Raw genomic sequence first — 21,201 nt, forward strand, 5'->3', positions numbered from 1 at the left:
GCCGCAGAGCGATAGGGCGCTTTTCGCGTCAAAGACGCGACAGCAACGGGGTGGTTACGGCTTGCGCGCGTACGTCTCCCACTTGGATGCGTGGTGCTCAGCCTCTACGAAGCGGACCGTCCCGGACTTGGAGCGCATCACGATGGACTGCGTCATGACGCGGTCCTTCTGGTAACGCACGCCGTGGAGAAGGTCGCCATCGGTGATGCCGGTTGCTGCGAAGTAGCAGTTGTCCGAGGTCACGAGGTCGTTGGTGGACAGGACGCGGTCGAGGTCGTGTCCGGCGTCGATGGCCTTCTGCTTCTCTTCGTCCGACGTCGGCCACAGGCGGCCTTGGATGACACCGCCGAGCGACTTGATGGCACAGGCGGCAACGATGCCTTCCGGGGTGCCACCGATGCCCATGAGGGCGTCAACGCCGGTGCCGGAGCGTGCTGCTGCGATGGCGCCGGCGACGTCACCGTCCATGATGAACTTGGTGCGGGCACCGGCTTCGCGGATTTCTTCCACGAGGGGGCGGTGGCGGTCGCGGTCCAGGATCATGACGTTGAGCTGGTTGACCTTGACGCCCTTGGCTTTGGCGATAAGGTGCAGGTTCTGCTTGACGGGGAGGCGGAGGTCCACCATGTCGGCGGCTTCGGGGCCGGTGACGAGCTTCTCCATGTAGAACACAGCGGAGGGGTCGAACATGGATCCGCGCTCAGCAACTGCCAGCACTGCGAGAGCGTTGTTGATGCCCAGGGCGGTCAGGCGCGTTCCGTCAATAGGGTCCACGGCGACGTCGCACTCGGGACCGGTGCCGTCACCAACCTGCTCGCCATTGAACAGCATGGGCGCTTCATCTTTTTCGCCTTCACCGATGACCACGACGCCGTTGAAGTGGACGGTGTGAAGGAACGAACGCATGGCATCGACGGCGGCACCGTCTGCCTTGTTCTTGTCGCCGAAACCTACCCAGTGGCCACCGGCAATTGCCGCGGCTTCGGTGACACGGACGAGTTCAAGCGCAAGGTTGCGGTCGGGTTCGTCGAGGCCGACGGCGAGCGACGGCGAAATCGTGGAATACTGCTGGGTCATTGGTGCAGGAGACACTTGAACCTCTTCTTCGAGTGACGATTCACGGGACCGGACATGGTTGCACGGGGCAACCCGGGGTTCCTCTATCAACGATCATAGTCGCCACGTGGTCCGGGAGTCGTTGGATGACCACGGTCTGCAATACCGGTGGTGAGGTTGCCGGATGTGTGTTCCCTGCCGCGATAAGCGATCATGGAGGGGTGAGTGAAACGCAGGACAAGCCCGCTGCCGGCAATGAGCCCGAAGCCGCGGAGGCTAACCAAACAAGCGCCCAGGCAACCCCGGATGCCCCCTTTAAACCCGTCATCGCGGCGAAAGCTGCCAAGCGGGCCAACGCTTCGGTCATCGGCATGGTCATAGCGCTGCTTGTCTGTGTACTGGCTTTCCTCCCCATCGTTTTGATGAACCCGGCTCCCAAGGGCGAAGGTTTCAGGCCGGATGTTGACGTAGCGGCGATCGCTCGCAACGCCACGGGTGTGGCGGGATTCACACCGGTTACTCCGGATACGGGCGACACATTCAAGCCCAACTACGCCCGGTGGGAGTCGGGCAGTGGAAGCGGCGTTCCTACCTGGGAGATCGGCTTCCTGACTCCCAAGGAAAATTTCATCGGCCTCACCCAGAGCAACCAGGCAAACCCCACGTGGGTTCTGCAGCAAACGGAGAACCTTCCTGTCACCGGCACGCGTAGTGCAGGCGGCCAGGAATGGGAGCTGCGGGACTCCGGCAAGGAAAAGCGCAGCATGGTCCTGGAGTACCGCGGCACCACCATCGTCCTGAACGGCACAGCAAACCTGGATGAGTTCGCAACGTTGGCGGCCGCCGTCGTGAAGTCTGCAGAACAGGCCCCGCCTGCAAGCGCACCGGCAACTGCAACTGCTTCCGCGGGGCCCTCCGCCTAACTCCGTATCTGCCTAACCCGGCGCAACAGTTTCACGGACTGCCCCGTCCGCGTCGTAAAGTAAGGCTCGTGCCTACTTACCTGACTCCAGCCCTGGCGTGGCGCCGTCTCCGCGAGGGCAACGAACGTTTTGTTTCCGGCGAATCCCTGCACCCCAACCAGGATGCTTCGCGACGATCTTCCCTCATTGAGAACCAGAACCCCTTCGCCGTGATCTTCGGCTGCTCGGATTCGCGGCTCGCTGCAGAGATTATTTTTGACCTGGGGCTCGGTGACGCCTTCGTGGTGCGCACTGCCGGCCAGGTCATTGACGATGCGGTCCTGGGTTCCCTCGAGTACAGCATCAGCGAACTCCGGGTTCCGCTGATCGTCATCCTCGGCCATGACAGCTGCGGTGCCGTGAAGGCCACCAAGGCGGCCGTTGAAACGGGCGAGATGCCCCCGGGCTTCATCCGCGACCTCGTAGAGCGCATCACCCCCTCCGTCCTGACAGCCAAGCGCAATAGCCAGGAAGACGTCAACGACATGGTGGTGGAGCACGTCAAGCAGACTGCTGCCCGCCTGGCTGATAGCTCACGTGTGATTTCCGACGCCATCGACGACGGCCGGGTTGCCGTCATCGGCTTGTCGTACAAGCTCGACGAAGGCCGTGCGGCCCTCGTTTCCGGGATCGGCAAGCTCTAGGACGACGTGCTCCGGCCGCAGCGCCGGAGCACGTAGCACTCCCCTCCGGGTTTTCTGTGGAGCGTCCGATCGCCCTAAGCTAGCCCCATGACTTCCACCACTGAGTTCCGTATTGAACATGACACGATGGGCGAAGTTCGCGTCCCCGTGAACGCCCTGTACCGCGCCCAGACGCAGCGTGCTGTGGAGAACTTCCCGATCTCCGGCAAGACGCTTGAGCGCACACACATCGAGGCTCTTGCCCGCGTGAAGAAGGCAGCCGCACTGGCGAATGCCGAGCTGGGGGTGCTCGATGGTGAGCTCGCCGAGGCAATTGCCGCCGCTGCCGATGAGGTTGCCACCGGTAAGTACGACGGCGACTTCCCGATTGACGTTTTCCAAACCGGCTCGGGCACTTCCTCCAACATGAACACCAACGAGGTCATCGCCGAACTGGCATCGCGCGCCCTCGCGGCCGCAGGGAGCGACAAAGTTGTCCACCCGAACGACCACGTGAACGCATCGCAGTCCTCCAACGATGTCTTCCCGACGTCCGTGCACGTTGCCGCCACCTCGGCCCTGATCAACGACCTGATCCCGGCACTGGAGTACCTGGCTGCTTCGCTGGACCGCAAGGCCGCGGAATTCAAGGACGTCGTCAAATCCGGCCGTACCCACCTCATGGACGCTACGCCGGTCATGCTCGGCCAGGAATTCGGCGGCTACGCGGCCCAGGTCCGGTACGGCATCGAGCGCATCAACGCCGCACTCCCCCGCGTTGCCGAAGTTCCCCTGGGTGGCACCGCTGTTGGTACCGGAATCAACACTCCAGCCGGCTTCCCGGAGCGCGTCATCGAACTCCTTGCCGCAGACACCGGCCTGCCGCTGACGGAGGCCCGCGACCACTTCGAAGCACAGGCAAACCGTGACGGCTTGATCGAGGGCTCCAGCCAGCTCCGCAACATCGCGATCTCCTTCATGAAGATCAACAACGACCTCCGCTGGATGGGTTCCGGCCCCAACACGGGCCTCGGCGAAATCGCCATTCCGGACCTTCAGCCGGGCTCCTCGATCATGCCGGGCAAGGTCAACCCGGTCATCTGCGAAGCGTCCATCATGGTCTGCGCCCAGGTCATCGGCAACGACACCGCCATCGCCTGGTCCGGCACCAACGGCGCCTTCGAACTCAACGTGGGCATCCCTGTTATGGCCGCCAACCTGCTTGAGTCCATCCGCCTGCTGGCCAACACCAGCCGTGTCATGGCCGACAAGATGATCGACGGCATCACCGCCAACGTTGAGCGTGCACGCTTCCTTGCGGAGGCTTCCCCGTCCATCGTGACCCCGCTGAACAAGTTCATTGGTTACGAGAACGCCGCGAAGATCGCAAAGATTGCCGTCAAGGAGGGCCTGACCATCCGCCAGGCTACCGAGAAGCTTGGTTTCGTCGGCGAGGGCGAAGGCAAGGTTACCGAGGCAGAGCTCGACAAGGCCCTTGACGTCACCACCATGACCTCCCCCGCTCACAAGAACTAATACTCAAAGCACGACGACGGCCGGTACCTTTCGCACGGAAGGTGCCGGCCGTCGTCGTACTCGGAAGTATGAGTAAAGCCACACTGCAACTTTTTGCACTTTTTATTCTAGAGTGCAAAACTTTACTTTGTGAGCAATAGTGCAAATACTGATGGTGGCCTCCGCGAGCGCAAGCGCGCTGCCACGAGGACGGCGATCACCGCCGTCGCGCGTTCCATGACTGCGGCGCATGGCCTGAGTGGTTTTACCGTTGAAGAAGTCTGCGAAGAGGCGGGGATTTCACGCCGCACCTTTTTCAACTACTTCCACTCCAAGGAAGACGCCGTGATCGGTTCTTTTTCGGATGAGTTGCCCGAGGACGCCTTGGAAGCGTTCAACCAGAACCCGTCCCGCACACCGGACAGCATCTCCGGGACTCTCTTGGCAGCCCTGCACGTGCTCACCGTGACCCTGATGGAGCGTTCATCCATCAGCCGGACCGAGGTCCAACAGTTCATCGCTGCCATTACGGCCGAACCGCAGCTCCTGGCGCGGCTCACCCTCGAAGGGGAGGCCCGCGAACGACAATTCGCCGCGCTGGTGGCCGCCCGCGAAGGGCTGGACGCCGAGCACCCCGAAGTTGCGACGGCAACGGTGGTGTTCGGGGCGGTCTCGAAGAAGACAGCGCAGCAGTTCTTCTCAGAGGATAACGCGCGCCCCTACCGCGGGATCCTGGAACAGAACCTCAACGCCGCACGGAAACTTTTTGCGCAACCACTGGCCACGAACCACGAGTTGGGCGCCAACCCCCTTGAAACCACGAAGGACCCCGCATGAGTACTCCCTCCAAAGCAGCGGAACCGCTGCTGCTGACCCAGAAACGAATCTGGATCATCTTCTCGGCGCTGATCGCAGGCATGCTGTTGTCCAGCCTCGACCAAACGATCGTCTCCACCGCCATGCCCACCATTGTGGGCAAGCTGGGCGGCGTGGAGCACCAGGCCTGGATCACCACCGCATACCTCCTTGCCACCACCATCGTGATGCCCATCTACGGCAAGTTCGGTGACATTCTGGGGCGTCGCAACCTGTTCCTCGTGGCAATCGCCCTGTTTACCCTCGCATCCGTGGGTTGCGCGTTTGCCACGGATTTCTGGGGCTTCGTCATCTTCCGCGCCATTCAGGGCCTGGGCGGCGGCGGCCTCATGATCCTCTCGCAGGCGATCATTGCCGACATCGTTCCCGCAAAGGAGCGCGGCAAGTACATGGGCCCTCTGGGCGCAATCTTCGGCCTGTCCGCTGTTGCCGGCCCCCTGCTCGGCGGCTTCTTTGTTGACCACCTGACCTGGGAGTGGGCTTTCTACATCAACATCCCCATCGGCATCGCTGCGTTCATCACCGCTTGGTTCACGTTGACCCTGCCGAACAAGAAAGCGGAAAAGAAGATCGACATCCTGGGTGTCGTCTTCCTCTCCGCTGCCACCACCTGCCTCATCTTCTTCACGGACTTTGGCGGCAAGAAGGATGAATGGGATTCGCCCCTTACGTGGGCGTTCGGCGCCGGCATGGTCCTGGCCGCCTTTGCCTTCGTAGTGGTTGAACGTCGCGCCGAGGACCCCATCATTCCGTTGAGCCTGTTCAAGAACCCCATCTTCATCAACGCCACGGCCATCGGCTTTACGTTGGGACTGGGTATGTTCGCTGCCATTGCTTTCGTTCCCACCTTCCTGCAGATGTCCTCCGGAACGTCGGCCGCTGAGTCCGGCCTGCTGATGCTGCCCATGATGGTGGGCCTGATGGGCACGTCCATCTACTCCGGTATCCGTATTTCCAAGACCGGCAAGTACAAGATGTACCCCATCCTGGGTGCAGCGCTCACCATCGCTGCAATGCTGTGGCTGACCACGCTCACGGCGGCGACCCCCATCTGGGTCATCTGCGTGCAGCTCTTCATCTTCGGTGCGGGCTTGGGCCTGATCATGCAGGTCATTGTCCTGGTTGTGCAGAACTCGGTTCCCGCTGACCAGATTGGTACGGCAACCAGTACCAACAACTACTTCCGCGAGGTAGGCGCATCGCTGGGTGTCGCCGTCTTTGGAGCGATCTTCACCAACCGTTTGGCCGAATCACTCACCGAGGCCTTTACAGGTGCCGGCGCCTCCGCAGAGCAGGCTTCACAATCCACCAGCACACTGGATCCCCAGGCTTTGGCGCAGATGCCTGACCAGTTGCGTGATGCGATCGTCAACGCCTACGCCAACTCGCTGGCGCCGGTCTTCTGGTATTTGGTGCCGTTCATCGCCATCGCACTGATCCTTGCGATCACCTTGAAGCAGATCCCGCTCTCAGACACCGCCGGCATGGTGGCACGCGGCGAGGCTGTGGGTGGCGAGGAGGCGGACCGGCTTGAGGCCGAGCGCCTCGGGACTGCACGACGGGAAGCGGAGTCGGCTGCCTCGGACGGCGTCGAAAAGGACCGCCCAACGGCCGATGCGGGCAGACGGTAACGCTAGTCCTCCACCTGGTACGCCACGGGGCCTTCGGGCTCTGTGGCAAGCCTGATGGCCTCAAGGTTTCCGGCACTCATCTCCGGAAGCTCGTCCAGCGCAAACCACCCGACGGCCAGTGATTCGTCGTCGTTGACCCTGGCTTCTCCCGAGACGTATCGGCAGCGGAACGTGATGTCCAGGAAATCGCACACATCGCCGTTGGGGAAGGTGACAGGCCCCACAACTCCGACGCCGATGATGCGCTCAGTCTCGGCCACCACCGCTGTTTCCTCGAAGATCTCACGGATCAAGCCGGGTGCTGGGTGCTCCCCCGGCTCAAGCATTCCGGTGATGAGTGCCCAATGACCGTTGTCGGCACGCTGGCCCAAAAGCACCCTGCCTTCGTCGTCGAACACCACTCCCCGCACGGCCGGCAGCCAGAGGGGGTCGTTACCGATCTTTTCCCGCAATTTGAGCACGAATTCGGGTGCACCCATGGTGTCAGCTTCCCTTCAATTCGATGGTCGCGTGGGAGTTCTTCAAGGTGAGGGTGTCGCCGTCGATTTTCCACTGGACAGGCTGTTCAAAGAGCTCCTCTGTCCACGCCTGGTAGTTGCCCGTTGGCTCCACGCAGCCCCTATCGGAGACCATCATCCAAAGCTGCGTAAAGACATCATCCTGGACTGAAACTGCCACCTGGAGATAATTGCACGGTGTGTGGACGAAGAGGGTCCACTCTCCGTTGGCATGCCTCGAGCTCACCCTCAGCGGGTCAGTTCCGAGCCATGCCACCTCTCCCCCGGCATCGGCTCCCCGCACGGACGTGAACTCGGAACAGCCCAGCGGACCACCTTCGCAGGGGGTCTCCGGTCTCTGCGTGGGATCCGGCTGTTGACTAATGCCCGGCTGCTGCGTCATCCCTGACTGAATACCAGTCCCCGGGTGGATGCCGGATCCCGTGGATACAGGAGGTTCGTTGACTGTCTGCCCGCATCCGGTCAGCAGTACTGCGCAGGCAATGGACGCGCCCAGCAGGAACCTCAACCTGATTCGCCGCACTACAGCCCTCCTGCCGCCCTCACACACGTCCGAACACTCGCTGGGCTAAGCATGACCCAGCCCGGTGAACGCCGAGAATACGGGGAGCGTTGCAATTTGGCCGCAGTTGGCACGGGACGAGTGGTTTGCGGCTTCACGAGGGCAGGACCACCATGGCAACCGTCGCCCCGGCCAGCATAAAGGGGCCAAACGGAATAGCCGAACGCAGCGTGCCTCTCCGGGCCACCAAGATACCCAGGCTCCACAGCCCGCCCAAGAGGAAGGCAGCGAACGTCCCGGCAAAGATGTGGCTCCATCCCAAGTAGCCCAGATACAAGCCCAGCACCCCGGCCAGCTTGACGTCCCCAAAGCCCATTCCGGGTGGATGGACGAGCCGGAGTATGAAGTAGAACAGCCAGAGCAAGGCACCGCCGGCAACAACACCCAGACCCGGCACACCAAAGACCACAGCCGCCGGTGCGCCCTCCGGGGTTGAATCAGCGAAGTACACCACCAGTGCCGCAGCCAACAGCAGCACCCCAGCCACGGCGTAGGACGGAAACACGATCCGGTTTGGCAACAGGTGGCTCCGGATGTCTATCACTGTGAGCCGGACGGCCATCACCACGAAGTACAGGCATGCCGCCATCACGAGCCAGAAGCCCAGCGGATTGGCATCCCAGAGGTCGGAGAGTCGTCGGATCACCCTCGGATGCTATCCCGGTGGCCGCCATTCCCGCTTGAACCCGTAGGTAAACTGTGGATATGGGGCGCTACAGTGCAGCTGGACCGGGTTTTGACTTGTCCTCCACATTCCGCAATCTTTGCCGTTCGTCGCCGTGGAAGTGGACCAGCCTCCGCTTTGAGTACCTTGAACGGCCCGCCTCCGGCGCCGCCATGGTCCGGGCGTGGCTTAGGCGTCCGGGCGCACTCCGCCTTGAGACCCCGGACGGCCAGCTTCTGCACAGCACCACCGGCATCAACGACTCCCGGGATGATCTTTACGTCAGTTCCACGCGCCGTTCGTGGCTGCTTCCGGCTCACCTTGTGACGCCGGTATATGACGACGCCGGCCTTGTCCGCCGGCGCCCTGAGGCCGCCTACGGTGAGCCCTCCTTTGGTAACGGTCGCCTGGCCGCCGCCCTCGACCCCGTAGAGCTTGCCGGCAACGCCCCAGTCCCCCTGGAGTTCCCGGACACCAACCGGGTCTTCCTGGAGCAACCCCGCGAGGTGGACCATGAGGGCCGCCTTGCCTTGGAAACCGTCGTTACCCCCAGCCGGACGTACGTCCCTTCCGACCCCAGTGAACCCTTGGCGCACCCCGGCAGAACACTGATCAGGATCGACATCGGCACAGGCGTTTGCGTGGCCAGCCAGAGCTTGGACGGCGACACTGCGGGCAAAGGGCACTGGCTCAAGATCCTGGCAGTGGACGAGTACATGCTTGACGACCTTTTCCTGGCAGAATCGATGAACCTCACGGACGTCCGGCGCCATATCCCGTGGGACATCGGCCCTGCCGCCTGAGCGGCGGCTCTCTTCCGGGCTAAGCTACGGCGATGACATCGCTGGCAGAAATATGGCCCCCGTTCGGACTCGTCCTCACCACTCCGAGGTTGACCATCCGTCCCGTCCTCGACGAAGACATCCCTTCCGCCGTGGCCGCGGCCCGTTCCGGTGTCCACGAGCCCGGCAAGAGCCCCTTCAGCATGCCGTGGACAGAACTTCCCGATGACGAGCTCGCTCCCAACATGGCCCAGTGGTACTGGCGCTGCCGCGCCAACTTCACCAAGGACTCCTGGACCCTCCTCCTCGGAGTCTGGAATGACGACGAGCTCCTCGGAGTCCAGGACGTCGGCGCCAAGAGCTTCAACACCCTCAAAACAGTGAGCACCGGCTCGTGGCTCAAGCAATCCGCGCAGGGCCAGGGTTTCGGCAAGGAGATGCGTGCCGCCGTCGTGAGCTTCGCCTTTGACCATCTGGGCGCCGAAGTAGCCGAGTCCGAGGCGGCGATGTGGAACCAGCAATCCCTGGGCGTCTCAACCAGCCTCGGCTACGAACTGAACGGCACCTTCCGCGACGGCTGGGGCGAAAAAGTCGAGGAAGTCCAAAGAGTCCGCCTCACCCCCGCCACGTTCACCCGCCCCCACTGGACCCTCAAAGTCCAAGGCCACGAAGAGCTGAAAACCTATCTGAAGCTCTGACCGCACTGATCGCCAGCCGAGCTGCGGTCCTTCGCAGAGGAGCGCATCGCGACGCATCGGACCCCGGAGGTCGCTCAGCGACCGCAGGGGTCCCTATGCGTTGTGTCTAAGCGACGGCGAAGGGCCGTGGCCCGGCGAACCGAACCACGGCCCAGCCCAGGATGACCTAGATCTCAGCCCCTTCGAGCAACTCCGTCACCAGTGCCGCGATCGGCGACCGCTCGGAGCGGGTCAGCGTGATGTGTCCGAACAGCGGATGGCCCTTGAGCGTCTCCACTACGGCGGCCACCCCGTCGTGCCGCCCCACGCGGAGGTTGTCGCGCTGGGCGACGTCGTGGGTGAGGACGATTTTGGAGTTTTGTCCGATACGGCTCATGACGGTGAGGAGCACGTTTTTCTCGAGTGACTGTGCTTCGTCCACGATCACGAAGGCGTCGTGCAGGGAGCGCCCGCGGATGTGGGTCAGCGGCAGGACTTCGAGCATGCCCCGGTCCATGACTTCTTCCACGACTTCCTGGCTGACGAGCGCCCCGAGAGTGTCGAACACTGCCTGCGCCCAAGGGTTCATTTTTTCGGATTCGGAGCCGGGGAGGTAGCCGAGTTCCTGGCCGCCCACCGCGTAGAGGGGGCGGAACACCACTACTTTGCGGTGTTCCCGGCGTTCCAGGACGGCTTCCAGGCCCGCGCAGAGGGCGAGTGCGGATTTGCCTGTGCCTGCGCGGCCACCTATGGAGACGATCCCGACGGCGGGGTCCATGAGGAGGTCGATGGCGAGCCGTTGCTCTGCTGAGCGTCCGTGGAGTCCGAAGACGTCGCGGTCGCCTTTGACGAGCCTGACTTGTTTGTCTGCTCCTACGCGGCCGAGGGCGGAGCCACGGTTGGACAGGAGAACCAGTCCCGTGTTGACGGGAAGTTCTGCGGCTGCCGGGATGAACGCGGGTTCGTGGCCGTAGAGGGTGGTGATCTCTTCTTCGGTTGCGTCCACTTCGGCCATGCCGGTCCAGCCGGAGTCTTTGACGAGTTCGTTGCGGTATTCGTCGGCGTGAAGGCCCATGGCAGAGGCTTTGACGCGCATGGGGAGGTCTTTGGAAACGACGGTGACGTTGTGGCCTTCGTTGGAGAGGTTCTTGGCGACGGCCAGGATGCGGCTGTCGTTGTCCCCTCCGCGGAATCCTGCGGGCAGCACTTCCGTGGAGATGTGGTTCATTTCCACCCTGAGGAGGCCCCCGTCTTTCCCGATGGGGATGGCGTGGTCCAAGCCGCCGTGCTCGATCCTGAGGTCGTCCAGGAGCCTTAGGGCTTTTCGGGCGAAGTAGCCCAGTTCGGGATCGTGGCGTTTTCCTTCCAATTCACTGATGACCACGATGGGGACGATGACTTCGTGTTCAGCGAAGCGCAACAGTGCGTGTGGATCGGATAGCAGGACGGACGTATCGATCACGTAGCTGCGGCCTGTGGCGGACGGTGCGGTCCGCGCTTTTTGTGAGACCCGCTTGGTGCGAGAGGTAGCTGCACTTTCCCCGTCGGAAACCATTGCGGGCAGTTGCTCAGAAATAGCCACATCGACTCCAGCCCCGGGCAGTTCGCCCGGCCTAATGGTGAAGCGGCTCGGCCGGAAGGCCGGGCGTGGCCTCCCATGTAACTGGTGCGATAGTCCGCTCCATATACTGGCCTCCCCGATCAGCGGGCGGTTTTGCCTGCTGATGGGATTAACGTAATCCCACTCACAGAAAATTCCGCAACCTGCGTCGGCAAGTCGCATTGCCAGATGATTAATTCCTGATTAACGGCAGCAAGGTTAGGTCCCGAATCGCCGCTGGCGCCCGGCATAATCCCTGAGCGCACGTAGGAAATCGACCTTGCGGAAGGCAGGCCAGAGGGCTTCACAGAAGTAGAACTCGCTGTAGGCGCTTTGCCACATGAGGAACCCTGAGAGCCGCTGCTCGCCGGAGGTGCGAATGACGAGGTCCGGATCGGGTTGACCACGGGTGTAGAGGAACCTGGAGATGTCGTCCACCGAAAGTTCATCTGCGACGTCGGACATCTTGCGTCCTTTTGCGTCGGCATCGTGGAGGAGTTCCCGCACGGCGTCGACGATTTCGCGGCGCCCGCCGTAGCCCACGGCCACGTTCACGTGGATCTTTTCGTGGACCGGAGTGCGGGCGGTCAGTTTGTTGAGGCGTTCGGCCAGGTAGTCCGGGAGGAGTTCCGGGGCGCCCATTGCGTGGACGGAGACGTCCTCGTCTTCATCCAGCCGGTCCATGGTGTTCGCGATGATGCCCATGAGCAGGTCCAGTTCCTCACCGGAGCGGCTCATGTTGTCAGTGGAGAGCATGTAGAGGGTTACTACTTTGACGCCGAGTTCCTGGCACCAGCCGAGGAATTCGTGGATCTTGTCCGCGCCCGCTTGGTGCCCTTGGCTGGTGGGTGCGTTGAACTGCCGTGCCCACCGCCTGTTTCCATCCACCATCACACCGATGTGCCGCGGGATTCTGTCTTGCTTGAGGGAACGCAGCAGTTTGCGCTCGTAGAAGCCATAGAGGAAACCGGGCAGCTCCACCGGACTCTCACCTGACTTCCTTGCTTGTACGACGACGGCGCACATCCAAGGCTACCGCCCCGAGCTGCCGGGCCGGTGCAGTAGCCGGTCAAATTCGTCTTCAGGACTTGTTACCAATCGGTAACTTACCGAAACGTAAGTTATTCTTGACCCATGGCTGAGCTCCTCGAAACCAAGCCCCTATGGCGTGGGTGGATCCACGCTGTCGCCGCCCCCTTTGCACTAGCGGCAGGCATCGTCCTGGTGACCGTCGCCCCCACCCCCGATCGCAGGATCACCTCCGCTATCTATGCATTGACAGGTTTCCTGCTGTTTGGCGTCAGCGCCGTTTACCATCGCGGAAATTGGTCACCCAAGGTCCGAATGCTGCTCAAACGGCTGGACCACACCAACATCATGCTGGTGATCGCCGGTAGTTACACGCCCTTGGCGTGGTCCTTGCTGGAGCGATCACAGGCCGTAACGTTGCTCTGGCTAGTGTGGTCGGGAGCAATAGTCGGGGTGCTCTTCCGAATTCTGTGGACCCACGCCCCACGCTGGTTGTACGTGCCGGTCTACATCGCGTTGGGCTGCGGAGCGCTGTTCTACCTGCCCCAGTTCTTCGCCGCCAATGCCCCGGCAGCAATACTCATCTGCGTCGGTGGAGCGCTGTACATCGCCGGCGCGGTGTTCTACGCCATCAAAAAACCGAACTTCAGCGTCCAGCACTTCGGCTTCCACGAACTCTTCCACGCCTTCACGGTGCTGGCGTTCGCGGCGCATTTTGCTGCCATCATGATGGCAGTGCTCAGCTAGGCCAGAGCAGGAAAGACCGTGTCAGTCGCCTGCGGCCATCGACGCCAGCCGGGATTGAACCGCTGCCACATCACTCAGCGGCCTCTCGCACACCATGTCGCGGCACAAGTAGACCTGCGCCGATCCGTCCGGCGCGCCTGACCTGTGGAGCAGCAGCGGAACTTCTGCCTCCCCCGCCGGGGACGCGCCGTCGTCTTGTTGCCAGTCGTCCAATTTCGCGGCGACAACCAGGCCGGGGCTAGGAGACTTCAGCAGCGCACTGTGCAACTCGCGAAGCAGCGGCGAGTCCGGACCTGCGACGGCGGCCTCTACCGGGCCGGCTAGTGCAGCCTGGGCGGTAGCCAGCAGCCAACCGGCAACACGGGGGGCCCGCGTGGCGAGGGGAGGTAACAGGCCCAGGATATTGCCGGCCATCAGGCGATGCTCGTGGGAACCGGAGTACGCGGCGTAAGACAACAGTGCGCCCGCAAAACCGGCCGCACCGCTGGGCGTTGCGTTGTCGAACGGGTCCAGCGCAGCTTTCTGTCCTTGGGCGTTGAAAACCTGCGCGGACTCCCCCGCAGAGTCGGCCAATTGCCCGTTTTCCACAAAACGTGAACCTGCGGCAAGAATGAGCTCCTTCGCGAAGCGGTACCAGCGTGTGGTGCCCGTGACAGCGTAAAGCGCCAGGAGGCCATCGGCGCAGAAGGCGTAGTCCTCAAGCAGACCACCAATGCCCCGCGCCCGCGAGTCATGTGAAACCCGGACCAGCACCTGTGACGCGCTGTTCCAGTGAACGTCCGCGAGGTACTCCGCCACGGCTTCGGCCGCGGCAACCAAGTCAGCGCGGTCCAGGATAGCCCCTGCTTCCGCGAGGGCGGCCACGGCGAGGCCATTCCACCCGGCCACCACTTTGTGGTCCCTGGCCGGCTGGTTCCGAAGGTTACGGGAGGCCAACAGCACCGGTCGGACCCGCTCCCAAAGCCGGCTCTCCGCGTCCGTCAATGCCCGCGCAGGATGAAGCGGCGAACCAAGCTCGGAGACAGTCCCCTCGGCACCGATGTTCATCATGGTCGCCACAGCCTCAGCATCAGCCGGGCCAAGGGCGTCCACCAGAGATCCAGGAGTCCACACATAAGTTGCGCCCTCATGATGCAGGCCGCCAACCACGGTGTCAGCGTCCAAGGATGAGGCCAACGCGCCGTTGGGCAGCTTGAGGGACCCCAACAGCCAATCGGCACACCTCGAGGCCACGGATGCTGCTTCGCCCGCCGGGAAGACCTCATTGCCGCCAAGCCGGACCCAGTGTGCATAGACCCGCAGCAGCTGCGCATTGTCGTACAGCATTTTCTCGAAGTGCGGCACGGACCAGTCCGCCGTCACCGAGTAGCGGGCAAATCCGCCGTCGAGCTGGTCGCGCAATGCCGATCGGGCCATGCCGGCAAGGGCGCGCGCTGCCATGTCGCGGGCTGCAAGGGCAGTATCCGACGGGGCGGCTGCGTGCCGGATGAGGAACTCAAGAACCGCCGACGGCGGGAACTTGGGAGCGCTGCCGAACCCACCGGCGTCGGGATCTTCAGAACGGGCAAGCAGCGCTACGGCCTCCGGGAGGAGGCTTGCCTCCAGCATTTCCGGCGGGCCGTCGAGGCGGACCACACCGGCAAGATGAGCATTGGCCATGTTCGCTGCCAGTCCCCTGGCATTCTGCTCCACGGCATCGCGTCGCTCCATCCACGCCTCATGGACCGCCTCCAGGACATTGCGGAACGAGGGGCGGCCGGGCAAGGGAATGGGCGGGAAGTACGTTCCCGCATGGAAGGCGAGCCCGTCCGGGGTGAGGAAGACGGACATCGGCCACCCGCCTTCACCGCTGATCGCCTGCGTAGCCGCCATGTATACGGAGTCGACGTCGGGCCGCTCTTCCCGGTCAACTTTCACCGGGACAAAATTGGCGTTCAGGTAATCCGCAGTTTTTTGGTCTTCGAAGGACTCGTGGGCCATGACGTGGCACCAGTGGCACGCTGCGTAGCCGATGGAGAGGAACACGGGGACATTACGCTCGGCAGCAAAGGCAAAAGCCTCATCGCCGAAGGGGCGCCAGAACACGGGATTGTCCGCGTGCTGCCGCAAATAAGCAGAAGGTTCCGAGCCCAGGGCGTTATTTGCCCCGGGCCAGTTGGGTCCGCCGGTTTCGGCGGGTTGACCCGACTCAGCGGGTCTTGGGGCCGCCATCGCCATTCTCGTCAGTGGAGCGGAGTGCTTCGGCCGCGCTTTCGCTTCCGCCGTCCGTGTTCCCCGCCTCTGCCGCCAAGCGCGCTTCCTCCACCTGGGCGCGGTAGCGGACGCGGCGAATCCTCCGAACCATGTCCACAATCAGGAAGGTCGTGAGGATCACGATGAAGGCCGTGAGGACGAAGCCCCAAGTACCTGGCGTCACCTGATCCTCGGACAGGCCGGGCCGCAGCGTGCCCGTGGGATCGGGCGACGGAGTGACGGTCAGGGCAAGAATCAAGTGATGCACTTTCAAACCTTCTATGGGAGCCGGTGCGTGCCGACTGGCAGCGCGTAGCCGGGAAACTGGCTGGCCACACGGTAATTTCTACGAGCGATAGAAACTACCGGCGTTCCTATCTTATCCCCGCGAACAGGTCCTTCTCCGGCAGCTCGGAAGGGACCCTGGACTTGATCAGGGTGTAGTCCTCCCACGGCCAAGCGGTCCTTTGCAGGTCCGGCGAGACCGCGAAGAAGAAGCCGAGGGGATCGATCTGGGTCCGGTGGGCCCGCAGGGCGTCATCCCTGGCCTCGAAGAAGTCGCCACAATCAACCTGCGTGGTGGTCTGGTGCCCCGCCGGCGGCGCAGTGTGGCCTTCCGCGTCGGCTTCAAGCCAGGCCGCCAGCCGCTCGGCATACGGGGATTGGAGCCCGGCTTCTTCCAAGGCGAAGTGCAGTGCGCGGAATCGTTCGGGGCTGAAAGCGCGGTCGTAGTAGAGCTTGCTGGGCGTCCATGGCTCACCCATGCCGGGGTAGCGCTCTGGATCGCCCGCGGCTTCAAAAGCTTCCACCGCAACCTTGTGGGCCATGATGTGGTCCGGGTGGGGGTAGCCACCGTTCTCGTCATAGCTGAGGATGACGTGCGGCTTGAAGTTGCGGACCAGCCGGACCAAGGGCGCCGTGGCGCGCTCCAACGGCTGCAGGGCGAAGCAACCCGGAGGCAAGGGCGGGAGCGGATCCCCTTCGGGAAGGCCCGAATCCACAAATCCGAGCCAGCGCTGCTGGATTCCCAGGACCTCTGCCGCGTTGGCCATTTCGAGGCGACGGGCGCCCGCCATGTCCCGCTTCGGATGAGGGGCTTCCTCCATGGCGGGGTTCTGAATGTCGCCTCGCGAACCGTCCGTGCACGTGGCAACCATGACGTCCACTCCCGCAGCGGCGTACATCGCCATGGTTGCTGCACCCTTGCTGGACTCGTCATCCGGATGGGCATGGACGGCGAGCAGACGCAGCTGCTGCTCGGAACTGCTGGACGCTGTCACGTGACGGCTCCTCTTTCGTGGATCATGCTTGTGTGGGCGGTGATGGGGCGCCGGGATCGGCACTAAACTGGATGGGTGACTTCAGAGGACCTATCGGCCACCCACGTACCGGCAAGCACCAGCCTAGCCAATCGTTACGGCGGTCAAAAGCGCGCCATGACCCGCAAAACCAAGCGGAACATTGTCATCGCTGCCTTGGTCCTGGGAATTGCGTTCGCCGCCTACGTGGCAACGGGCTCAGCCCAGGCCCCGGTCACCTTCAAGGACATCGGCTACAGCACCGTGGACGACACCCAGGCCGAGGTGGACTTCCAGGTCACAAAATACCCCGGAGCCACGGCCAAATGTGCCATCAAGGCCTTGGATTCGAAGTTCGCAGTGGTCGGCTGGAAAGTGGTGGAGATCGGGCCCAACGATCCCCAGGATGATCCCGATGGCGGCAGTACCACCATGCAGCGAACAGTCCTGAGGACCGAGTCCCCGGCAGTCTCCGGAGTGGTGGATAACTGCTGGATCGTGGACAGCGGGAAATAACAATCGTGTGACCCACGACTCAACCGGTTTGGGTTCGTCCAGAGGATTTACTACAATGGATGAAACCTTCACCCCGTTAAGTTGGTTACTGAGATTCACGAGTGGCCAACTCGGCGGGGTCTTTTGCATTGTCAGATCTAGAGGAGAAATCCGTGTCTACCACCAATAGCGCCACAGCGGCTTGGCTTACCCAGGAAGCTTTCGACCGCTTGCAGGCTGAGCTGGAACACCTTTCCGGCGCTGGCCGGGCGGAAATCGTCCAGAAGATCGAAGCTGCACGCCAGGAAGGCGACCTCAAGGAAAACGGCGGTTACCACGCTGCCAAGGAGGAGCAGGGCAAGATTGAAGCCCGCATCCGCCAGCTCACCGCCCTCCTGCGCGATGCCCAGGTGGGCGAAGCGCCGGCAGACGACGGAATCGTCGAACCCGGCATGCTGGTTGTTGCCCGCATCGCCGGCGACGAAGAGACGTTCCTCCTGGGCTCCCGCGAAATCGCCGGTGACTCCGACCTTGATGTCTTCAGCGAAAAGTCCCCCTTGGGTGCCGCCATCATCGGCCACAAGGAAGGCGACAGCCTCAGCTACGTCGCCCCCAACGGTAAGGAAATCCCGGTGGAAATCGTTTCCGCCAAGCCCTACGTCGCCTAAGCAGCGGCTCACCCGGCCTGAATGATACGACGCCGGCCCACCCCTTCGCGGGGCGGGCCGGCGTTTTTCGTGTGTGGGTCAGGCTGTGAGCTTGGCCTTGGGACGCAGCAGGACGGCCGCTACGACGCCCCCTACGGCCCCGCCGAGGTGCGCCTGCCAGGAGATGTAGCCCAGCACCGTGGGTAGAACGCCGAAGAGGATGCTGCCGTAGGCCATGAACAGGACCACGGAGAGCAGGATCTGCCACCAGCTGCGGTTGAAGAATCCCCGCACCAACAGGAATGCAAAGAAACCGAACACCAAGCCGGAGGCTCCAACCGTTACGCCTCCCCCGCCGATCAGCCACACCGCAAGCCCTGATCCGAGCCAGCTGAAGGCCAACGCTGTGAGGAACACCCGGATTCCGGACAGGAACACCAGGAAACCGAAGATGATCAGCGGCAGCGTGTTGGACAGCAGGTGGTTCAGGTTCGCGTGCAGCAACGGAAATGTCAGGATGTCCAGCACGCCGTCCATGGAACGGGGTCGCAAACCAAAGGTTGGGTTGAGCCCGTGGCGCATCAAGGTGTTGAGGATCTCAATCACATAGAGCAGAATGACGAATCCGCCCATGAAGAGCAGCCCGCCCTTCGCCCGACCAGCGAGCGACTCCCTGGCCGCTTCCTTTGAGCCCTCAGGCATTCCAAGCACCATGGGCGCCCCTCCTGTCAGTGCACCACGATTGGCTGGAAGCCCTCGGCCCGGAGGGCACCGAGTACCTGTTCGCCGTGTTCGTGGCCCTTGGTTTCCAGGTTGATAGTGATGGAGACGTCACCCATGCTGATGGAACCACCAAGGCGGGTGTGGTCCAGGCCGGTGACGTTGGCATCGTTTTCAGCGATGATGCGGGCGATCGTGGCCAATGAACCCGGACGGTCGTCCAGCATCATCCGAACCGTCATGAAACGGCCAGCGGCCGACAGACCGCGCTGGATGACTTTGAGCATCAGCATGGGATCGATGTTGCCGCCGGAAAGCACGACGGCGGTGTTGCCCGGGTTTTCGATTTTGCCGTCCATCAGCGCGGCTACTCCTACGGCCCCGGCAGGTTCAACAACCATCTTGGCGCGCTCGAGCAGGAAGATCAGGGCCCGCGCAAGGGAATCCTCGCTCACGGTCACGACGTCGTCCACCAGCTCCCGGATGATGCTGAAGGGAAGCTGCCCGGGACGCCCAACCGCGATGCCGTCGGCCATGGTGGTGACCTTCTTCAGCGGCACCAGCGCGTCAGCGGCCAGTGAGGGCGGGTATGCGGCAGCGTTCTCTGCCTGCACTCCAATGACCCTGATCTCGCGGCCGAGTTCCTTGGCCCTGGCCTTGATAGCGACAGCTACACCGGCCAACAGCCCACCGCCGCCAACTCCCATGAGAATGGTGTCCACGTTGGGGATCTGTTCCAGGATTTCAAGGCCGATGGTGCCCTGCCCGGCAACAACGTCCACGTTGTCGAAGGGATGGACAAAAACCGCCCCCGTCTCGTTGGCGTAACGCTGCGCTTCCGCCAGGGCTTCATCCACGTTGTGGCCGTGCAGGACCACCTCAGCACCGTGGCTGCGGGTGGCCGCCAGCTTGGGAAGGGCTACGCCGAGGGGCATATAGATGCGGGCGTTGATGCCCAGGCTCTTGGCAGCCACTGCCACGCCCTGGGCGTGGTTGCCGGCCGAAGCCGCCACCACTCCGCGCTTCTTTTCGTCCTCTGTCAGCCGGGCCATCCGCACGTAGGCGCCGCGGACCTTGAAGGAGCCTGCACGCTGCAGGTTCTCGCACTTGAAAAAGACGTTGCCGCCCACGAGGCTGCCCAGCGCACGGGACGACTCCACAGGAGTCTTGGTAATAATGCCCTCGAGCAGCTCCTGCGCCTTGAGGACATCGTCCAGCGTGACGGGCAGGGTTTCGAGGGTATTCACTGACTATTCTCCTTTGTTGGTGTCGGCTTGGGGATCCTCAACAGAGGTGCTCCCCGAAGCCTTGGTCTTGCCGGCGACGCCTTTGCCGAGGCGGGATTCGGGCCGCGGGAGGTGGACCTCCTTGAAGTTGGCGTCGCCGCGTGGCCCCGCCGAAGCGGCTGCCGGCTGGAGTTCCACACCGCCCAATCCTTCATCATGTTCCCACGTCCGGCCCGCAATGTAGCGAACTGCCGTGTTTACTACGGCGAGCAGCGGGACAGCGAACAGCGCCCCGGGGATGCCTGCAAGGTAGGAACCTGCGGCAACCGAGAGGATCACGGCCACGGGATGCAGCGCAACGGCCTTGCCCATAACCAGTGGCTGCAGGATGTGGCTTTCCAATTGCTGCACTACCAGAACGATCGCCAGCATGATCAACGCGTTGATGGGCCCGTTGGCAACGAGGGCGAGCAACACAGCGATGGCCCCCGTAACCAAGGCACCGACCACCGGAATGAACGAGCCGATGAACACCAGCACCGCCAAGGGGAGAGCCAAGGGGACCTGGATGATGGCTGCGCCGACGCCAATGCCAACAGCATCTACGAATGCAACGAACATTTGGATCCGCACATAGCTGACCATGGACGTCCAGCCCCGACGCCCTGCGCCATCGGTGGCCCTCCGCGCGCTCCTGGGCAGGAGACGGACCATGAAGGCCCAAATCCGGGGCCCCTCGAGAAGGAAGAAGATGAGGATGAACAGCGCCAACACAAGACCTGCCGCAAAGTGTCCGGCGGTGCTGCCGAAGGACAATGCACCACTGAGGATGCTGCTGCTGTTGTTCTGGAGCGCATCGGCGCCGTCGGAAATGTACTGGTCAATCTGGTCCGCAGTCAGATGCAGCGGACCATCGGCCAGCCAGGTTTGGATCTGCTGGATGCCCGCCAGTGCTTCGTGCCAGAGCGCCCCAAAGCCCGTAACGAGTTGCCTGCCCACCAGCGCCAAGGCACCACCGATCACGCCAATGAAACCAAGCACGGTAATGGCGACTGCTCCCCCGTTGGGAATCTTGCGATTGCGCAGCCAAGCCACAACCGGGTGCAGAAGACCGGCCAGCAGCGCGGCAACCATCACCGGAATAATGAGGAAGCTGACTTTGCCCAACAACCAGACGAGCGCGCCGATCATGAGAAGGATCAGGCCTGCCCGCCAGGACCAGGCTGCAGCGATGCGCACCCCATAAGGGATGTCCTCGGCAATTTGGCGGTCAGAACGTGTTTTGGCGTCCGGTGTTGGCGTCATGAACCCATAATTCCGTAGCCCGGCCCGTATGGGAAA

Annotated in this window: 22 protein-coding genes; 10 read left to right on the forward strand and 12 right to left on the reverse strand. The window is 62.8% G+C overall.

Features of this window, described 5'->3' with window-relative positions:
* Positions 1–54 precede the first annotated feature (54 nt).
* Entirely contained in the window at positions 55–1,077 is a 1,023-nt protein-coding gene (glpX, locus tag A477_RS0108995) for a class II fructose-bisphosphatase (protein ID WP_017198677.1), read from the reverse strand.
* A gap of 200 nt (positions 1,078–1,277) precedes the next feature.
* Here glpX and A477_RS0109000 point away from each other — a divergent pair, with 200 nt between their 5' ends.
* The 5 genes from A477_RS0109000 (at position 1,278) to A477_RS0109020 (ending at position 6,663) form a co-directional block, all read left to right on the forward strand.
* Positions 1,278–1,979: a DUF4245 domain-containing protein gene (locus A477_RS0109000; RefSeq protein ID WP_237715765.1), complete on the forward strand. Its 702-nt coding sequence runs from the start codon at positions 1,278–1,280 to the stop codon at positions 1,977–1,979.
* 68 nt (positions 1,980–2,047) lie between these two features.
* The gene (locus tag A477_RS0109005) at positions 2,048–2,662 is read left to right on the forward strand and encodes a carbonic anhydrase (RefSeq protein WP_011774029.1); all 615 of its coding nucleotides are present in this window, start codon (positions 2,048–2,050) and stop codon (positions 2,660–2,662) included.
* Positions 2,663–2,749: 87 nt separating this feature from the next.
* Positions 2,750–4,177 (forward strand): class II fumarate hydratase, encoded by a 1,428-nt coding sequence (locus A477_RS0109010; RefSeq protein WP_017198679.1) that lies wholly within the window; start codon positions 2,750–2,752, stop codon positions 4,175–4,177.
* 129 nt (positions 4,178–4,306) lie between these two features.
* On the forward strand, positions 4,307–4,993 hold the full coding sequence (locus A477_RS0109015; RefSeq protein WP_017198680.1) for a TetR/AcrR family transcriptional regulator: 687 nt from the start codon (positions 4,307–4,309) through the stop codon (positions 4,991–4,993).
* Positions 4,990–6,663 (forward strand): MDR family MFS transporter, encoded by a 1,674-nt coding sequence (locus tag A477_RS0109020; protein ID WP_017198681.1) that lies wholly within the window; start codon positions 4,990–4,992, stop codon positions 6,661–6,663. Before A477_RS0109015 ends, A477_RS0109020 begins: the two co-directional genes overlap by 4 nt.
* Before the next feature lie 2 nt (positions 6,664–6,665).
* On the opposite strand, the gene A477_RS0109025 is transcribed toward A477_RS0109020, so the two are convergent.
* The 3 genes from A477_RS0109025 to A477_RS0109035 all read right to left on the reverse strand — a co-directional run bounded on the left by A477_RS0109025 (position 6,666) and on the right by A477_RS0109035 (position 8,389).
* Positions 6,666–7,142: an NUDIX hydrolase gene (locus A477_RS0109025; RefSeq protein ID WP_017198682.1), complete on the reverse strand. Its 477-nt coding sequence runs from the start codon at positions 7,140–7,142 to the stop codon at positions 6,666–6,668.
* Between the two features lie 4 nt (positions 7,143–7,146).
* Positions 7,147–7,704 (reverse strand): META domain-containing protein, encoded by a 558-nt coding sequence (locus tag A477_RS0109030; protein WP_017198683.1) that lies wholly within the window; start codon positions 7,702–7,704, stop codon positions 7,147–7,149.
* A 133-nt stretch (positions 7,705–7,837) separates the two neighbouring features.
* On the reverse strand, positions 7,838–8,389 hold the full coding sequence (locus A477_RS0109035; RefSeq protein WP_017198684.1) for a prepilin peptidase: 552 nt from the start codon (positions 8,387–8,389) through the stop codon (positions 7,838–7,840).
* 59 nt (positions 8,390–8,448) lie between these two features.
* On the opposite strand from A477_RS0109035, the gene A477_RS0109040 reads away from it, so the two are divergent.
* Together A477_RS0109040 and A477_RS0109045 are read left to right on the forward strand one after the other, a co-directional pair.
* Positions 8,449–9,210: a hypothetical protein gene (locus A477_RS0109040; protein WP_017198685.1), complete on the forward strand. Its 762-nt coding sequence runs from the start codon at positions 8,449–8,451 to the stop codon at positions 9,208–9,210.
* 32 nt (positions 9,211–9,242) lie between these two features.
* Positions 9,243–9,887, forward strand: coding sequence for a GNAT family N-acetyltransferase (locus A477_RS0109045; RefSeq protein WP_017198686.1), 645 nt, complete (start codon positions 9,243–9,245; stop codon positions 9,885–9,887).
* 166 nt (positions 9,888–10,053) lie between these two features.
* Here the strand turns inward: A477_RS0109045 and phoH2 are convergent, their stop codons facing one another.
* Entirely contained in the window at positions 10,054–11,448 is a 1,395-nt protein-coding gene (phoH2, locus tag A477_RS0109050; protein WP_026005477.1) for an RNA 5'-3' helicase PhoH2, read from the reverse strand.
* 237 nt (positions 11,449–11,685) lie between these two features.
* Positions 11,686–12,492, reverse strand: a complete 807-nt coding sequence (locus tag A477_RS0109055) for an isoprenyl transferase (protein ID WP_017198688.1) — start codon at positions 12,490–12,492, stop codon at positions 11,686–11,688.
* Between the two features lie 108 nt (positions 12,493–12,600).
* Between A477_RS0109055 and trhA the strand changes: the two genes are divergently transcribed.
* The gene (gene trhA / locus A477_RS0109060; protein ID WP_017198689.1) at positions 12,601–13,242 is read left to right on the forward strand and encodes a PAQR family membrane homeostasis protein TrhA; all 642 of its coding nucleotides are present in this window, start codon (positions 12,601–12,603) and stop codon (positions 13,240–13,242) included.
* Between the two features lie 21 nt (positions 13,243–13,263).
* Here the strand turns inward: trhA and A477_RS0109065 are convergent, their stop codons facing one another.
* The 3 genes from A477_RS0109065 to mca form a co-directional block, all read right to left on the reverse strand.
* Positions 13,264–15,453: a thioredoxin domain-containing protein gene (locus A477_RS0109065; protein ID WP_017198690.1), complete on the reverse strand. Its 2,190-nt coding sequence runs from the start codon at positions 15,451–15,453 to the stop codon at positions 13,264–13,266.
* Positions 15,431–15,742 (reverse strand): hypothetical protein, encoded by a 312-nt coding sequence (locus tag A477_RS0109070; RefSeq protein WP_017198691.1) that lies wholly within the window; start codon positions 15,740–15,742, stop codon positions 15,431–15,433. Before A477_RS0109070 ends, A477_RS0109065 begins: the two co-directional genes overlap by 23 nt.
* A gap of 106 nt (positions 15,743–15,848) precedes the next feature.
* Entirely contained in the window at positions 15,849–16,754 is a 906-nt protein-coding gene (mca, locus tag A477_RS0109075) for a mycothiol conjugate amidase Mca (protein ID WP_017198692.1), read from the reverse strand.
* 75 nt (positions 16,755–16,829) lie between these two features.
* On the opposite strand from mca, the gene A477_RS0109080 reads away from it, so the two are divergent.
* Positions 16,830–17,288 (forward strand): DUF4307 domain-containing protein, encoded by a 459-nt coding sequence (locus tag A477_RS0109080; RefSeq protein WP_017198693.1) that lies wholly within the window; start codon positions 16,830–16,832, stop codon positions 17,286–17,288.
* A gap of 152 nt (positions 17,289–17,440) precedes the next feature.
* Positions 17,441–17,935, forward strand: coding sequence for a transcription elongation factor GreA (gene greA, locus A477_RS0109085; RefSeq protein ID WP_017198694.1), 495 nt, complete (start codon positions 17,441–17,443; stop codon positions 17,933–17,935).
* Between the two features lie 78 nt (positions 17,936–18,013).
* On the opposite strand, the gene A477_RS0109090 is transcribed toward greA, so the two are convergent.
* Genes A477_RS0109090 through A477_RS0109100 form a run of 3 tightly spaced genes read right to left on the reverse strand, consistent with a single transcriptional unit; the run spans position 18,014 to position 21,165 of the window.
* Positions 18,014–18,628 (reverse strand): rhomboid family intramembrane serine protease, encoded by a 615-nt coding sequence (locus tag A477_RS0109090; protein WP_017198695.1) that lies wholly within the window; start codon positions 18,626–18,628, stop codon positions 18,014–18,016.
* Positions 18,629–18,642: 14 nt separating this feature from the next.
* On the reverse strand, positions 18,643–19,881 hold the full coding sequence (gene ilvA / locus A477_RS0109095) for a threonine ammonia-lyase (RefSeq protein ID WP_017198696.1): 1,239 nt from the start codon (positions 19,879–19,881) through the stop codon (positions 18,643–18,645).
* Between the two features lie 3 nt (positions 19,882–19,884).
* Positions 19,885–21,165: an AI-2E family transporter gene (locus tag A477_RS0109100; RefSeq protein WP_017198697.1), complete on the reverse strand. Its 1,281-nt coding sequence runs from the start codon at positions 21,163–21,165 to the stop codon at positions 19,885–19,887.
* Between the last annotated feature and the right edge of the window lie 36 nt (positions 21,166–21,201).

The sequence above is a fragment of the Arthrobacter sp. M2012083 genome (genome assembly GCF_000281065.1).
In the GTDB taxonomy this organism is placed as follows: Bacteria; Actinomycetota; Actinomycetes; order Actinomycetales; family Micrococcaceae; genus Arthrobacter.